Raw genomic sequence first — 14,409 nt, forward strand, 5'->3', positions numbered from 1 at the left:
CTCGGCTCGTGGAGCTGTGGATCAGAGCGCGGGAGCCGGCACGTACGGTGCCAGTTCCGCCGCGAGCTCCTCGTGCACCCGGGCCTTGAGCAGGGTGCCCTCCGCGGTGTGCTCCTCGGAGATCACCTCGCCCTCGGTGTGGGCGCGGGCGACCAGCTTGCCGTGGGTGTAAGGCACCAGTGCCTCGATCTCGACGGCCGGCCGGGGCAGCTCGCTGTCGATCAGGGCCAGCAGCTCGGGGATGCCCCGCCCGGTGCGGGCCGAGACCGCGATCGAGTGCTTCTCGATCCGCAGCAGCCGCTGGAGCACCAGCGGGTCCGCCGCGTCCGCCTTGTTGATCACGACGATCTCGGGTACGTCGGTGGCGCCGACGTCCTTGATCACCTCGCGCACGGCGGCCAGCTGCTCCTCCGGGACGGGGTGGGAGCCGTCGACCACGTGCAGGATCAGGTCGGAGTCGCCGACCTCCTCCATCGTGGAGCGGAACGCCTCGACCAGGTGGTGCGGCAGGTGCCGGACGAAACCGACGGTGTCGGCCAGCGTGTAGATCCGGCCGCTCGGGGTCTCGGCCCGGCGCACGGTCGGGTCCAGGGTCGCGAACAGCGCGTTCTCGACCAGGACGCCCGCGCCGGTGAGGCGGTTGAGCAGGGAGGACTTGCCGGCGTTGGTGTAACCGGCGATGGCGACGGAGGGCACCCTGTTGCGGCGCCGCTCCTGGCGCTTGACCTCGCGGCCGGTCTTCATCTCCGCGATCTCCCGGCGCATCTTCGCCATCTTCTCGCGGATCCGCCGCCGGTCCGTCTCGATCTTGGTCTCACCGGGACCACGCGTGGCGAGGCCGCCGCCGCTGCCGCCGCCCATCTGCCGGGACAGCGACTGACCCCAGCCGCGCAGCCTCGGCAGCATGTACTGCATCTGCGCGAGCGCGACCTGCGCCTTGCCCTCCCGGGACTTGGCGTGCTGGGCGAAGATGTCGAGGATCAGGGCCGTACGGTCGATGACCTTGACCTTGACGACGTCCTCGAGGTGGATCAGCTGGCCCGGGCTGAGCTCACCGTCGCAGATGACGGTGTCCGCGGCCGTCTCCAGGACGATGTCGCGCAGCTCGTCGGCCTTGCCGGAGCCGATGTAGGTGGCCGCGTCGGGCTTGTCGCGGCGCTGGATCACACCGTCGAGCACGACCGCGCCCGCGGTCTCCGCGAGAGCGGCGAGCTCGGCGAGCGAGTTCTCGGCGTCCTGCGCGGTCCCCGAGGTCCAGACGCCGACGAGTACGACCCGCTCCAGGCGGAGCTGCCGGTACTCGACCTCGGTGACGTCCTCGAGCTCGGTGGAGAGGCCCGCGACACGGCGCAGGGCCGCGCGCTCGGAGCGGTCGAACTGCTCGCCGTCCCGCTCTCCGTCGGACTCGTGGCTCCAGGCGACGTCCTCTTCCATCAGGGCATCGGCCCGGAGGCCCTCGGGGTAGGTGCGCGCCAGGCGCTTGCCGGCCTGGGACGCCTGAAACGTCTGGGAAGAGGAAGAAGAGGAGGTCATTGGGTCCTTACGTCGTGGGAGATTCCGTCACCGGTCACAACGTACGAGTACCCGGGAAGATTCCCCTGTCCCGTGCCGTGCCGGCCCGAAGATGGTCGCACGGCACGGGCCGCCCCGTCACGGCGTTATTTCTCCGATCATTCCCGATCATTCCCGGTCGTTTCTCCGGTCATTTCTTCGCCGTCCTCGGCGGCGGCGCGGGCTTCCAGTCGGGGTGGCCGGGCATCGGCGGGGTCCTCCCGTCGTACAGCCAGGCCTTGAAGAAGCCGCTCAGATCGCGTCCGGCGATGTCCGAGGCCAGGCGCTGGAAGTCGGCCGTGGTCGCGGCGCCGTCCCGGTGGGAGCGCGCCCAGGTGCGCTCCAGGCGCTCGAAGGCCGGCTTGCCGATCTCCTGACGCAGCGCGTACAGGACGAGCGCGGCGCCGTCGTAGACGTTCGGCCGGAAGATGCCGATCTTCCGGCCGGGCTTCGGCGGCTTGGGCAGCGCGGGCGGCCCGCCGGCCTCGCGCCAGCGGTCGGAGGCGCCGTAGGCGGCCTTCATACGGGCCTCCATCGGCTGGTTCGCCTTCTCCTCGGCGTACAGGGCCTCGTACCAGGTGGCGTGTCCCTCGTTGAGCCACAGGTCGGACCAGGTGCGCGGGCTCACGCTGTCGCCGAACCACTGGTGGGACAGCTCGTGCACCATGATCGACTCGACGTACCACTTGGGGTAGGCGGCGTCGGTGAACAGCTTCTTCTCGAACAGGGACAGGGTCTGCGTCTCGAGTTGGAAGCCGGTGGCGGCGGAGGCCACGAGCACACCGTACGTCTCGAAGGGGTACGGGCCGACCTTGCTCTCCATCCAGGCGATCTGGCCGGGGGTCCTGGCCAGCCACGGCTCGAGCGCCTCGCGGTCCTTGGTGGGGACGACGTCGCGCACGGGCAGGCCCTGCGGGCCGGTGCGGTGCAGCACGGTGGAGCGGCCGATGGAGACCTGCGTCAGCTCGGTGGCCATGGGGTGCTGGGTGCGGTACGACCACGTGGTCGTACCGCCGGTCCGGGCGACGCCGGCCGGCAGGCCGTTGGCGACGGCTGTGTACCCCTCGGGCGCGGTGACGTGGATGGTGAACATCGCCTTGTCGGACGGGTGGTCGTTGCACGGGAACACCAGGTGCGCGGCGTCGGCCTGGTTGGCCATGGCGAGACCGTCCGCGGTGCGCACCCAGCCCCCGTCGTGGTCCTTTCCGGCCACGGGGTCGCTGGTGTGGCGTACGGTGATCCGCGTCCAACTGCTGCGCGGCAGCGGGTTCTTCGGGGTGACCACGAGATCCTCGCCGGCGGTGGTGAACGCGGCCGGCCGGCCGTCGACCTCCACGGAGTCGACCCTGCCGTGCGCGAAGTCGAGGTTCACGCGGTCCAGCCTCTTGGTCGTCCACGCGTCGATCGTGGTGACGGCGCGCAGCGGCTTGCTGTTGTCGCCGGGATAGGTGAAGGACAGGTCGTACGACGACACGTCGTACCCCGGGTTGCCCAGGTACGGGAAGAGCCGGTCGCCGACGCCCAGTGGCGCGGGCGGGGCACTCGCGGCGACGAGGCAGACGGAGACGGCCGATGCGAGGAGGGTCGCCTTCAGGCGACGCGGGACACGGGGTCCAAGGCTGAGCGGCATGCACCACCGCTATCAGCGCCCGCACACAGCACGGCGCAGACGCGCGCCCGACCCACTCGAAAGGGTCCCTCCGGACCACACCGAGGGCCGTGGGGGGAGGTGTTGAGGGGCGCGCGGTGCGGCGTTCCGGACGGGAGGTCAGGTGCCCGGTGGCTGGGGCTGGGTGCGGCTCACGTCGTAGACGCCCGGGACGCTGCGCATCGCGCGCATCAGGGCCGGGAGACCTGCGGCGTCGGGGAGTTGGAGGGTGTACGTGTGGCGGACGCGCTGCTGGGCCGGCGGGGACACCGTCGCCGAGATGACCTCGACGCCCTCGAGTGCGATCGCCTCGGTGAGGTCGGCCAGCAGCCGGGGGCGGCCGAACGATTCGGCGAGCAGCGTGACCCGGCACGCGGTGGTGTCCCCCCAGCGCACGCCGATCTCCGCGCGCTCCGCGCTCTTCATCCGCGCGACCGCCGCGCACTCCACGCGGTGCACGGTCACCGTTCCCCCGCGGACGGCGAATCCGGTGATCTCGTCGGGCGGCACGGGCGTACAACAGCCCGCGAGCCGCGCGCTCGCGCGGGGTTGCCCGACGACCAGGACGCTCGCCCCGCGGGACTCGGACCCGGCGGTCGTGCCGGGGCCCCGGACCGGGGCCGAACCGGCGTCCGTCGCGGTGCCCGAGGCCGGGACCCCGGGAGTCGGCGCGGCAGTACCGTCCTCCTCCTCGACGGGGGACGGCTGTGTGGCCAACCGGCGTTGGATGGCGATGCGGGCGGCCGGGGTGCGGGCGTGGTCCAGCCACTCCCTGGAGGGTTCGGAGGCCGGGTCCTGGCCCATGAGCAGCTGGACGGTGTCGCCGTCCTTCAGGACGGTGCTCAGCGTCGCCAGGCGGCCGTTGACACGGGCGCCCATGCACGCGTGCGCGTCCTCCCCGTACTGGGCGTACGCGGCGTCCACGCACGTGGCGCCCTCGGGCAGGCCCAGCGTGCCCCCGTCGGGCCGGAAGACGGTGATCTCGCGGTCCTGGGCGAGGTCCTCGCGCAGCGTGGACCAGAAGGTGTCGGGGTCGGGTGCCGCCTGCTGCCACTCGAGGAGGCGGGAGAGCCAGCCGGGCCGGGTGGGGTCGGCGCGCTCGCCGTCGCTCGCGGACTGCTCCTCCGAGGGAGGAGCGTAGGGGTTGCCGAGCGCGACGACACCGGCCTCGGCGACCTTGTGCATCTGGTGGGTGCGGATGAGGACTTCGACGACCTGGCCGTCCATGGGGGCCGCCCCGGGCGAGTCCGTTCGAACCCGGGGGAGGGCGACGGCCGTGTGCAGCGACTGGTACAGGTTGAACTTGGGTACGGCGATGAAGTCCTTGAACTCCGAGACGACCGGCGTCATGCACGTGTGCAGCTCGCCGAGGACCGCGTAGCAGTCGGCGTCCTCGTTCACCAGCACCAGCAGCCGTCCGAAGTCGCATCCGCGCAGCCGCCCGCGCTTGCGGGCGACCCGGTGCACGGAGACGAAGTGCCGTGGCCTGATGAGGACTTCGGCGGTGAGGTCGGCCTCGCGCAGCACTCCGCGGACCTGTTCGGCGACCTCGGCGAGCGGGTCGCCGGGGCGTGCGGCGTTCTCGGCGATCAGCACGCGTGTGTGTGCGTACTCCTCGGGGTGCAGGACGGCGAAGACGAGGTCTTCCAGCTCGGTCTTGAGTGCCTGCACGCCGAGCCGTTCGGCGAGCGGGATGAGCACGTCCCGGGTGACCTTGGCGATGCGTGCCTGTTTCTCCGGGCGCATGACGCCGAGGGTGCGCATGTTGTGCAGCCGGTCGGCGAGTTTGATCGACATCACACGGACGTCGTTGCCCGTGGCGACGAGCATCTTGCGGAAGGTCTCGGGCTCGGCGGCGGCGCCGTAGTCGACCTTCTCCAGCTTCGTGACGCCGTCGACGAGGTAGCGCACCTCCGCGCCGAACTGCTCGCCGACCTGGTCCAGCGTCACGTCGGTGTCCTCGACGGTGTCGTGCAGCAGTGACGCCGTCAACGTGGTGGTTTCGGCGCCGAGTTCGGCGAGGATGAGGGTCACCGCGAGGGGGTGCGTGATGTACGGCTCGCCGCTCTTGCGCATCTGGCCCCGGTGGGAGGACTCGGCCAGGATGTAGGCGCGGCGCAGTGGTTCGAGGTCGGCGTCGGGGAAGTGCGCGCGGTGGGCCTCGGCCACGTGGCCGATCGCGTCGGGCAGCCGGTCGCGGGCGGCCGGGCCGAGCAGGGCGGCACGGCCGAGCCGGCGCAGGTCGATCCGCGGGCGGGCCCTGCGACGGGGCCCTGCGGGAGCCACCGGGCCCGGGGCCGCAGGGTTCGTGGCATCCGCACTCATGGGCACCTCCGGCTGCGTGGACCGGCGGACGGGGCGCCCCAGGGCGTACACGGCTCAGGGGATGGCGACGGATTCCCCGTCCGGGCCGGTGCTTGATGCTACCGAGCCCGGCGGGCCCGACCGGCCGTCTCTCGGTGAGCGTGAAACGGATCACCCATTCGAGCGATGACTGGAAGGTTTACGGTTTTCGGTCACCCGACAGGCGGTCAGCCGTGGATTCCCCGCCCGTCAGCCCCTCCGGGCGTACGCATGACCGGAGATGTGGGCCGCCGGATCTGCGATACGCAGCCGCCCCGCCGTCAGCCGACGGCGGTTTCCAGCCACTCGCCGTCGATCTCGCCCTCGGCGACGATCACCGCGGGACCGGTCATCTCGATCTCGCCGTCCGGCCGCTCGGTGATCACCAGCGTCCCGCCGGGCACGTCCACCGTGTACGTCGCCGGGGCCCCGGTGACCGCGGGGTCGGCGCCGTCGCGCCGGGCGGCCGCCACGGCGACGGCACACGCGCCCGTGCCGCACGAGCGGGTCTCGCCGGAGCCGCGCTCGTGCACGCGCATGGCGACGTGGCGGGGGCCGCGGTCGACCACGAACTCGACGTTCACCCCGTCCGGGTAGGCGGAGGCCGGACTGAAGGGCGGCGGGGAGAGCAGGTCGCCGGCGTCGGCGAGGTCGTCGACGAAGGCGACCGCGTGCGGGTTGCCCATGTTCACGTTGCGCGCGGGCCAGCTGTGCTCGCCGGCACTCACAGTGACGTCCCCCTCGGGGAGCCGCGCCCTGCCCATGCCGACGGTGATGTCACCGTCCTTGGCGATGTGCACGGTCTTCACACCCCCGCGCGTGGCGATCGCGAGGTCGCCCTCGGCGGCGTGTCCGGCGTACTGGAGGTAGCGCGCGAAGACCCGTACGCCGTTGCCGCACATCTCCGCGATCGAGCCGTCGCCGTTGCGGTAGTCCATGAACCACTCCGCCTCGGCCGCCATCTCCCGGGCCTCCGGGTGCGCGGCCGACCGCACGACGTGCAGCACGCCGTCCCCGCCGACGCCCGCACGGCGGTCGCACAGGGCGGCGACGGCGGCCGGGGACAGGTCGACGGCGTTCTCCGGGTCGGGGACGATCACGAAGTCGTTCTCCGTGCCGTGCCCCTTGAGGAAGGCGATGCGCGTGCTCATGCATCGATCGTACGGGGTGCCTACGACAACCCGCCGATCATGCCCGACGGCCCGCCGTTCCCGCGCGTGCCTAGCGGAGCCGGGCGACGCGCCAGACGGCGAGGACGACGACCACGACGACGAGGAGGACGTACGCGCCGATCACCCGCCAGTCGAGGCGGCGGCCCGAGTCCCGCGGCGGCAGGCCCGGCCAGGTGTAGCCGACGCGGCGGGCGGCCATCATGCCCCAGCCGGCCGAGCAGAAGCAGATCAGCAGCCCCAGCATGGCGATCACGGCGCCGCTGTCGCCGTCGAAGGCCAGCGGGAAGGCGAACATGAGGGAGCCGACGGCGGCCAGGCCCACGATGGGAGCCAGCTGCCAGATGCGCAGCCGCCGCTGCGGGCGCAGCTCGACCTCGACCTCGGGCCCGGTGAACATCTCCTCGGGCTCCGGGCCGTCCGCGGTCACTCCGCCCTGCGTCTCGTCGGGCCCGTCGGGGCTCAGGGAGCCCTCGTCCGGTTCCGCGCCGCCGCGGTCCACGGTGATGCGGTCCATGCCTTGTGCGGTGTCGCGAGGGCCGGCCTCCATCGCCACGCGCCCTCCCAACTAGGACTTCATTCGGTCGATCGGAGCTTGATGATGGCACGGCGCGGGAGGCCAGGATGACGGCCGGAGCGTCCCGATGCCATGACGTGATCAGGCTGTAACCGGTCGTTCGACCAACGTCAGCGCCAGGTGCGGAAGTTCCCCGAGGTCCGCCGCGGCTCCGCTCAGCCAGTGCACGCGCGGGTCGCGCCGGAACCAGGAGTCCTGGCGGCGCGCGAAGCGTTTCGTGGCGCGTACGGTCTCCGCGCGCGCCTCTTCCAGCGTGCACTCTGCCGCGAGCGCCGCGAGCACCTGCTGGTAACCGAGCGCACGCGATGCCGTACGCCCCTCGCGCAGGCCCTGCGCCTCCAGTGCGCGCACCTCGTCCACGAGCCCCGCCTCCCACATGCGGTCGACCCGGCGCGCGATGCGCTCGTCGAGCTCGGGACGGGCCACGTCGACGCCGATCTGAACGGTGTCGTAGACAGCGTCGTGACCGGGGAGGTTGGCCGTGAAGGGCCGGCCGGTGATCTCGATCACCTCCAGGGCCCGGACGATACGGCGGCCGTTGCTGGGCAGGATGGCCCGCGCGGCCTCGGGATCGGCGGCGGCGAGGCGGGCGTGCAGCGCGCCGGAGCCGCGCAGCGTGAGCTCGTCCTCCAGCCGGGCCCGCACCTCGGGGTCGGTACCCGGGAACTCCAGGTTGTCCACGGCCCCGCGGACGTACAGGCCGGAGCCGCCGACCAGGATCGGCCAGCGTCCCTCGGCGAGCAACGCGTCGATCCGCTCCCGGGCGAGCCGCTGGTACTCGGCGACGGAGGCCGTGACCGTCACGTCCCAGATGTCGAGGAGGTGGTGCGGTACGCCACCGCGCTCCTCGGGCGTCAGCTTCGCGGTGCCGATGTCCATCCCTCGGTAGAGCTGCATGGAGTCGGCGTTGATGACCTCGCCACCGAGGCGCTGGGCCAGAAAGACGCCCAGATCGGACTTTCCGGCCGCGGTGGGGCCGACGACGGCGATGACGCGGGGAGTGGGGAGTGCGCTGCTCACCGCAACAGTCTCGCAAACCTCTTGCGGGGCCTCGAACGAGTTGCATGACGGCGCGTGGGCAAGGTCGTTGCCCATTGGTGACGCATGGAGTGGATATGTGCGTTTTTGCGCGGCTCCTCAGCGGGTAGAAGGCGGCGGAGGAGGACTCGGCCGCCGGAGAGAAGACCGCCAGGGAAGGTGAACCATGGGTCTGCTGGACAACATGAAGGCACGCATCGGCCCCGCCAAGGAGAAGGTGTCGAACCTCGCCCAACGCCACGGGGGCACGATCGGGCAGGGCCTGGACAGGGCCGCGAAGCTGGTCGACGAGAAGACCAAGGGCAAGTACAGCGACAGGATCCATGCGGGCACGGGCAAGGCCAAGGGCGCCGTGGACCGGCTCGCGCACAAGGGCGGGAAGAGCCCGGAGAGGGGTACGGCTCCGGAGACCGGCGGGGCGCCGGGCGGCGCTTCCACACCGGCGCCGCCGGAGGGTCCGTCCTCCGCGCCCTGAGGCTCACACCCGCCTCACGACCAGGTCGCGACCAGGTACCCCACGCCGTACGGCGCATCGTCGTAGAGCAGTTCGCCGGAGAGGCCGGCGCCCTCGGCGGCGCCCGCGAGCACCTGCCAGGGGGCCCGGCCCGACGCCTTCAGCTCGTACGCCGACTCCGTGTCGAGCGCCATGAGAGCCGCCGTGTCCGCCTGCCCCAGCGCGCGGGCGACCTCCGCGTCGAAGGGACCGGCGCGTTCGTCGAGATACCCCGGTGCCTTGAGCGACCGGCAGGCGCTGGCGTCGCCCATCACCAGCAGGGCCACCCGGCCGGACCGTGCGGCGATGTCCCGGCCGACCGCCGCACACCGCTCGGGTGCCGACGGCTCCCCCACGCCGACTCCCTCGACCGGGGCGTCGGACCAGCCGGCCCGCTCCAGCAGCCAGGCGGCCACGGCGAGCGAGGGCGGCAGCTCGCGCCCGGGCACGGTGTCCTTGTCCCGGCCGAGCCGTACGGCCACGTCCACGCCGAAGCCCCGGAACGACCCCCGGGTGCCCTCGGGGTACGGACCGCACCCGGGCTGTTCGGCGGGTCCGACGACCACGAGCAGATCGGGCCGGGCGGCGGCGAGCACCCCCAGCGCGTCCCTGCACGCGGCCCGCGCGGCGTCCGTCTCGGGCGCGGCGCCCGCAGCGACCTCGGGCACGAGAAGGGGCGGGCAGGGGCAGACGACGGCGGCGACAAGCATGATCGGCAGGGTAACGCCATACGACGCCCGAACGTCACTCCACTGCCTCACCGCGCGCGGGACGACGGACGGGCGGGACATTCCCCGACGCCGCCCGGACCGACCGCCCGGCCGGGTCGGTCGCAGGCCCTGCCGCCGCTCACCGCGACCGGCGGCGCCTCGGGCACACGCCGACAGGCCGTTCACCGGCGCCCGCCGGAGCCGCGTCGCGGCGAGGTGATCGGAGCCCCGGCCGCCGCTCGCCGCGACCGGCGGCGGCTCGGCACACCCCCTTCGCGCCCCGGCCGGCAGGCGGACAGGCCGGCCGGTGAGCGACCGGCAGGGCGTCCTCCGGCGTCGGCCGAGCCGGCCATCAGGCCGGCAGGCCGTTCACCGGCGCCCGTCGCACCGGCCGCCCGGCCGGGTCAGTCGCAGCCGCAGCCGCTGCTCGCCGTGGCCGGCAGCGGAGCGGGGGCGCCCACCTTCGGCAGGCCGAGCATGACCCCCGCGGGCTTGGCCGGCTCGGCGGTGTTGCGCTTCTCCCAGGCGTCACCCGCGCGCGTGCGGCGCACGTCGAGCACCGGGCCCTCGGCGAGGAGGTGGTGCGGGGCGGCATAGGTGACCTCGACCGTGACCACGTCGCCGGGGCGGACGTCCTGGTCCGGCTTGGTGAAGTGGACCAGGCGGTTGTCGGGGGCGCGGCCGGACAGACGGTGGGTGGTGCCGTCCTTGCGGCCCTCGCCCTCGGCGACCATGAGCTCGAGCGTGCGGCCGAGCTGCTTCTTGTTCTCCTCCCAGGAGATCTCCTCCTGCAGGGCGACCAGCCGCTCGTAGCGCGCCTGGACGACCTCCTTGGGGATCTGGTCGTCCATCTCGGCGGCCGGGGTGCCCGGACGCTTGGAGTACTGGAAGGTGAACGCCTGCGCGAACCGCGCCTCACGCACCACGTGCAGCGTCTGCTCGAAGTCCTCCTCGGTCTCGCCGGGGAAGCCCACGATGATGTCGGTGGTGATCGCCGCGTGCGGGATGGCCGCGCGGACCTTCTCGATGATCCCGAGGTAGCGCTCCTGCCGGTAGGAGCGGCGCATCGCCTTCAGGACCGCGTCGGAGCCGGACTGCAGCGGCATGTGCAGCTGCGGCATGGCGTTCGGGGTCTCGGCCATCGCGGCGATCACGTCGTCGGTGAAGTCGCGCGGGTGCGGCGAGGTGAAGCGGACGCGCTCCAGGCCGTCGATGTTCCCGCAGGCCCGCAGCAGCTTGCTGAACGCCTCGCGGTCGCCGATGTCGGAGCCGTAGGCGTTGACGTTCTGCCCGAGCAGCGTGATCTCCGAGACCCCCTCGGCGACCAGTGCCTCCACCTCGGCGAGGATGTCGCCGGGGCGGCGGTCCTTCTCCTTGCCGCGCAGCGCCGGGACGATGCAGAAGGTGCAGGTGTTGTTGCAGCCGACGGAGATCGAGACCCAGGCCGCGTACGCGCTCTCGCGCCGCGTCGGCAGCGTGGAGGGGAAAGCCTCCAGGGACTCGGCGATCTCGACCTGCGCCTCCCGCTGCACGCGGGCGCGCTCCAGCAGCACGGGCAGCTTGCCGATGTTGTGCGTGCCGAAGACGACGTCCACCCAGGGCGCCTTCTTCACGATGGTGTCCCGGTCCTTCTGCGCCAGGCAGCCGCCGACCGCGATCTGCATCCCGGGCCGCCTGGCCTTCTTCGGCGCGAGGTGCCCGAGGTTGCCGTAGAGCCGGTTGTCGGCGTTCTCCCGGACGGCGCACGTGTTGAAGACGACGACGTCCGCGTCGCCGTCCGACCCCTCCGGCGCCCGCACGTAGCCCGCCTCCTCCAGCAGCCCGGCCAGCCGCTCGGAGTCGTGGACGTTCATCTGGCACCCGTAGGTGCGGATTTCGTAACTCTTGGGTCCCTGAACGTCCACTGCGAGGCTCCGGTCGCTGCTGCTGGTCATGCGTCAAGAGTAGGCGGTCGTGGCAGGGCTCCGCGCCGACGAGAGTGGCGCCCGGGGAAGGGCCTGCGCCCGCCGGAGGGCGACACGACCGGGCGCTGACCACCCGTTCAGGGACAACCAGCCCAGAATGACGGGGTGACGCTGCTTCGTGACGCCGTCCGGACCCGTGCGCCGGAAGTGCCCCCGACCGCGGCGCTGCGCGCCTGGCTGCTGCGTCCGGCCGGTCCGGTCACGGTCGCCTTCCTCGTCGCCGTCCTGCTGGCCCGTGCCGCACGCGTGGCCGTCGTCTCCACCCAGGGCGGCATGGACAACGCCTTCGTCGTGCACGCCGGGCAGGTCTGGCTGGACGGTGGTGCGCCGTACGCCGACCGGCGCTTTCTGTACCTGCCGAGCGCCGTGCTGTTCGCCGCCGGGCAGGCGGTGCTGCCGGTGCCCGTGCTGCGCGTCGCCGCGCCGCTCGCGTGCGTGGCGCTGATCGCGGGCGGCTGGTGGTGCGCGGTGCGCCTGTTCCGGGTACCGGGGCGCAGCCGGTTCGCGGTGCTGGGGCTGCTGGGGTTGGTGCTGTTCTGGGCGCCGGCCGGCCACCTGGTGAGCCTCGGGAACTGGACGGTGATCGGGGCCTTCGCGCTGCCGTCGGCGCTGCTGCTGGCCGACCGGGGCCGCTGGGATCTGGCCGGGGTGGTTCTGGGCCTGTCCGTGGCGGTGAAGCCCCTGCTGCTGCCGGTGGTCCTCCTGCTGGTGCTGGCCCGGCGGTGGCGGGCGCTGGCGTGGATGGTGGCTGTGCCGCTGGCCCTGTCGCTGGGCACGGCCCTGATCATGCCGGATCCGGGCGGGTTCTTCACCCGCACGCTGCCCTTCCTGCTCAAGGGCGGGGACTCGCTCATGCGGCCGTTCGACAGCTCCCTGCCGGCGGTGCTGCCGCGGCTCGGGGTGCCGCCCGTCCTGACCGTGCCGGCGGCCCTGGCCGCGGCGGCGGCCGGGGTGGCCTGCGCCTGTCTGCGCTGGCGGCGTGCCGACCCCGGGCCGGCACGGCTCGCGGACACGGCCGCGATGCTGATGCTGGCCTCCTACCTGGTGTCCCGGCCGTCCTACGAGCACTACCTGGTCGTCGTCGTGCCCCTGCTGATCGCCGGCGCGCTGGAGTCCGACTCGGTGACGCGCTCGCCGTGGTTCTGGGGCGCGCTCATTCCGCAGGTGCCGCAGTTCGCCTTCCCGCACCTGGACGCCCCGACCCGCAGGGCGTTCAAGGACGCGGCCACGCTGTCCGCGCTCGTGCTGGTGCTGGGCGTGTGGTGCGCACGGTCGTCGAGGCGGCGGCCCCTCGATCCGCCCGCCGACTCCGCGCTGCCGTAGGGGTCTTGCGTCCCTCAGTGGTCCAGGTCACGTCGCGATCGGGCCGGAACGGGAAGTTCCGGCACTGCCGCCGTGGCATGCTCATGCCTGGTTACCCCCCGGTACGCCGCCGGCCTCCCGGCCGGTGTCCGTCATGCCGGTTCTCCAGGCAGACCACCCCCCACCTTCTCAGGACCCACCTTGCGCAGACGCATGAGGCACAGGCATGCCCTGATGCCCGCCTTCGCCGTGACCGCCCTCCTCCTCGCCGCGGGCTGCTCCGCACCCCCTTCGCAGTCCGAACAGCCCGTCGCCGCCTCGAGTACCGAAGCCCGGCAGCGGCCCGACGACCCGGTCGACGCCGAGGACCGTACGCTCGCCGTCGCGGCCGCTCCCACCACCACCGCGACCACGACCGCCACCACGAGCCCGAACGGCACCGGCGGCCGGACGCGGGCGCACCGCACCTCGCTCACCGTCAGCTCCTACGACAGCAGGACCCGACGGGCCGTCATGTCCCCCGGCGGCGACAACGGGACGCCCTCCCCCTCCGCGAGCGCCACCGGCGCACCGCACCGCGCCGCCGTCGGCGACGTCATCGCCAGCGCCCCCGCGCCGGGCGCACCGCACGGCCTGCTCGCCAAGGTCACCAAGGTGATCGGCGAGACCGAGCGGGGCACCGAGGTGCAGACCGAGCCCGCCGCACTCAACTCCGTGCTCGGCGCCGAAACGGCCCGCGGCACGGTCCCGGTCGACCCCGCCTCCTTCGACGTCGACAAGCTGCTGCCCGACGTCAAGGTCTCCTGGTCCAAGGCGGGCGACGTCCACGTCGGTCCGAAGGGCGCGACCGTGCCGCTGGGCAGCCTGCGGCTCGACGTGGACGCCACCGTGCCCACGGCCGAGGGCGCACCCGTGCCGGCCGCCGCGTCCGTCTCCGGCTTCGTCCAGGTCGCCCCGAAGGTCGACTTCGGATACGGCGGCGAGGGCGCCGGCACCGCACCCGGCTCCGCCTACCTCGGCGTCTCGGGCGACTGGACCTCGGGCTGGGCGCTCAAGGGCCGCGCCGCCGCGTCCGCCGCGCCGCTCAGGATCCCGTTCGCCAAGCTGCACGCCGACCCCGTGCTCCAGGTCGGCCCGGTTCCCGTCGTGATCAACCTCGATCTGACCTGCTACGTCCAGATCAGCGGCGACGGCAAGGTCACCGTCGACGTCGAGCAGAACCTCAAGGGCGCCTTCACGGCCGGCGGCACCTTCGCCCCGGCTCGCGGCTGGAGCCCGGTCAGCTCCACGGACCTGACGAGCACCCCGGTACGCGCCTCGGTGACCACCGCGGGCGAGGTCAAGGCCGCGCTCGGAGCGGAGGCCGCCGTCGGGCTCTACGGCACCGTCGGCGTCAGCGCCGACCTGGCCCCGTACCTACGCGGCGAGGCCTCCGGCACGGTGACCTCCACGGCCCCGGCCGACGCCTCCTGGGCCGTCTACGGCGGCGTCGACCTCACCGGCCGCCTGCGGCTGCAGCTGTCGGTCTTCGGCACACCGGCCCTCGAACGGACCATCCCCCTGGGCTCACTGCACCGCGAGTGGAAGCTGGCGGGCGACGGCACGACGCCGTAG

The 14,409-nt window shown here is 72.9% G+C and carries 11 protein-coding genes; 3 read left to right on the forward strand and 8 right to left on the reverse strand.

Annotated elements, in window-relative coordinates:
• Positions 1-21: 21 nt before the first annotated feature.
• The 6 genes from hflX to miaA form a co-directional block, all read right to left on the reverse strand.
• Positions 22-1,533, reverse strand: a complete 1,512-nt coding sequence (gene hflX / locus ACX25U_RS09460; RefSeq protein ID WP_454390528.1) for a GTPase HflX — start codon at positions 1,531-1,533, stop codon at positions 22-24.
• Between the two features lie 169 nt (positions 1,534-1,702).
• The gene (locus tag ACX25U_RS09465; RefSeq protein WP_454390530.1) at positions 1,703-3,181 is read right to left on the reverse strand and encodes a M1 family metallopeptidase; all 1,479 of its coding nucleotides are present in this window, start codon (positions 3,179-3,181) and stop codon (positions 1,703-1,705) included.
• Between the two features lie 138 nt (positions 3,182-3,319).
• On the reverse strand, positions 3,320-5,524 hold the full coding sequence (locus tag ACX25U_RS09470) for a RelA/SpoT family protein (protein ID WP_454390532.1): 2,205 nt from the start codon (positions 5,522-5,524) through the stop codon (positions 3,320-3,322).
• Positions 5,525-5,823: 299 nt separating this feature from the next.
• Complete coding sequence (gene dapF, locus ACX25U_RS09475; protein WP_454390534.1) at positions 5,824-6,693, reverse strand: diaminopimelate epimerase; 870 nt, start codon at positions 6,691-6,693, stop codon at positions 5,824-5,826.
• Positions 6,694-6,763: 70 nt separating this feature from the next.
• The gene (locus ACX25U_RS09480) at positions 6,764-7,261 is read right to left on the reverse strand and encodes a hypothetical protein (RefSeq protein WP_454394176.1); all 498 of its coding nucleotides are present in this window, start codon (positions 7,259-7,261) and stop codon (positions 6,764-6,766) included.
• A gap of 108 nt (positions 7,262-7,369) precedes the next feature.
• The gene (gene miaA, locus ACX25U_RS09485) at positions 7,370-8,308 is read right to left on the reverse strand and encodes a tRNA (adenosine(37)-N6)-dimethylallyltransferase MiaA (RefSeq protein ID WP_454390536.1); all 939 of its coding nucleotides are present in this window, start codon (positions 8,306-8,308) and stop codon (positions 7,370-7,372) included.
• Positions 8,309-8,492: 184 nt separating this feature from the next.
• Between miaA and ACX25U_RS09490 the strand changes: the two genes are divergently transcribed.
• On the forward strand, positions 8,493-8,801 hold the full coding sequence (locus tag ACX25U_RS09490) for an antitoxin (protein WP_454390538.1): 309 nt from the start codon (positions 8,493-8,495) through the stop codon (positions 8,799-8,801).
• Between the two features lie 14 nt (positions 8,802-8,815).
• Here ACX25U_RS09490 and ACX25U_RS09495 read toward each other — a convergent pair whose 3' ends face one another.
• On the reverse strand, positions 8,816-9,529 hold the full coding sequence (locus ACX25U_RS09495) for a class III extradiol dioxygenase subunit B-like domain-containing protein (protein ID WP_454390540.1): 714 nt from the start codon (positions 9,527-9,529) through the stop codon (positions 8,816-8,818).
• Positions 9,530-9,933: 404 nt separating this feature from the next.
• A complete protein-coding gene (gene miaB / locus ACX25U_RS09500; RefSeq protein ID WP_454390542.1) occupies positions 9,934-11,463 on the reverse strand; it encodes a tRNA (N6-isopentenyl adenosine(37)-C2)-methylthiotransferase MiaB in 1,530 nt (509 codons plus the stop codon).
• 135 nt (positions 11,464-11,598) lie between these two features.
• On the opposite strand from miaB, the gene ACX25U_RS09505 reads away from it, so the two are divergent.
• Positions 11,599-12,816 carry a glycosyltransferase family 87 protein gene (locus ACX25U_RS09505; RefSeq protein WP_454390544.1) on the forward strand — a complete coding sequence of 406 codons (1,218 nt, stop codon included), beginning with the start codon at positions 11,599-11,601 and terminating at the stop codon, positions 12,814-12,816.
• A 192-nt stretch (positions 12,817-13,008) separates the two neighbouring features.
• Positions 13,009-14,409, forward strand: coding sequence for a hypothetical protein (locus ACX25U_RS09510; protein ID WP_454390546.1), 1,401 nt, complete (start codon positions 13,009-13,011; stop codon positions 14,407-14,409).

It is taken from the genome of Streptomyces sp. JNUCC 63, assembly GCF_054366325.1.

What these genes read in the sequence shown, in the direction of transcription:
- ACX25U_RS09465 (WP_454390530.1), bottom strand. Translation starts at nt 3,181, where the DNA reads ATGCCGCTCAGCCTTGGACCCCGTGTCCCGCGTCGCCTGAAGGCGACC.
- miaB (WP_454390542.1), bottom strand. Translation starts at nt 11,463, where the DNA reads ATGACCAGCAGCAGCGACCGGAGCCTCGCAGTGGACGTTCAGGGACCC.
- dapF (WP_454390534.1), bottom strand. Translation starts at nt 6,693, where the DNA reads ATGAGCACGCGCATCGCCTTCCTCAAGGGGCACGGCACGGAGAACGAC.
- hflX (WP_454390528.1), bottom strand. Translation starts at nt 1,533, where the DNA reads ATGACCTCCTCTTCTTCCTCTTCCCAGACGTTTCAGGCGTCCCAGGCC.
- ACX25U_RS09480 (WP_454394176.1), bottom strand. Translation starts at nt 7,261, where the DNA reads ATGGAGGCCGGCCCTCGCGACACCGCACAAGGCATGGACCGCATCACC.
- ACX25U_RS09495 (WP_454390540.1), bottom strand. Translation starts at nt 9,529, where the DNA reads ATGCTTGTCGCCGCCGTCGTCTGCCCCTGCCCGCCCCTTCTCGTGCCC.
- ACX25U_RS09510 (WP_454390546.1), top strand. Translation starts at nt 13,009, where the DNA reads ATGAGGCACAGGCATGCCCTGATGCCCGCCTTCGCCGTGACCGCCCTC.
- ACX25U_RS09470 (WP_454390532.1), bottom strand. Translation starts at nt 5,524, where the DNA reads ATGAGTGCGGATGCCACGAACCCTGCGGCCCCGGGCCCGGTGGCTCCC.
- ACX25U_RS09490 (WP_454390538.1), top strand. Translation starts at nt 8,493, where the DNA reads ATGGGTCTGCTGGACAACATGAAGGCACGCATCGGCCCCGCCAAGGAG.